Consider the following 577-nt stretch of genomic DNA (forward strand, 5'->3'; position numbering starts at 1 on the left):
GCCTGGTACATCGCAGGACGTGGCAGGTCGTTCATCGCCGCATCGACGATGCAGAAGTTCTTGTGCTCGCCCGGCTTGACGTAGAGCACTTCCGTCAGGCAAACCCCTGCGTTGCCGACCAGTGAACGGCCCGGCTCGATCATCAGCTTTTTGCTGCCGTAGCCGCGCGCGTCGATCTTCGCGAGCAACTGCTGCCAGAGTGCGTCGGCTTCGGGCGGGGTGTCGTTGTTGTAGTTGATGCCCAGGCCACCGCCGAAATCGATATGTTCCAGCGGGATGCCCGCGGCTTCAATGGCTGCCACCAGGTCGAGCACCCGGTCCATGGCGTCAAGGTACGGTGTGGTGTCGGTGATTTGCGAGCCGATGTGGCAGTCGATGCCGACGACCTGCAAGCCTTTCAGCGAAGCCGCGTGCCGGTAGATGCGCAGCGCGTCTTGGTGTGCCACGCCGAACTTGTTGTCTTTCAGGCCCGTGGAAATGTAGGGGTGCGTCTTGGGGTCGACATCGGGATTGACGCGAATGCTGACGGGCGCACGCATGTCCATGGCGAGAGCTACCCCGGACAGCACATCCAGCT

1 protein-coding gene is annotated in these 577 nt (G+C 62.2%); it reads right to left on the minus strand.

The genetic code is table 11. The features are described from left to right. On the minus strand, positions 1-577 hold a 577-nt coding region (locus AC1D1X_RS25285; RefSeq protein WP_477699635.1), incomplete at both ends, for a diaminopimelate decarboxylase family protein.

The sequence above is a fragment of the Polaromonas sp. P1_G4 genome, from assembly GCF_056405475.1.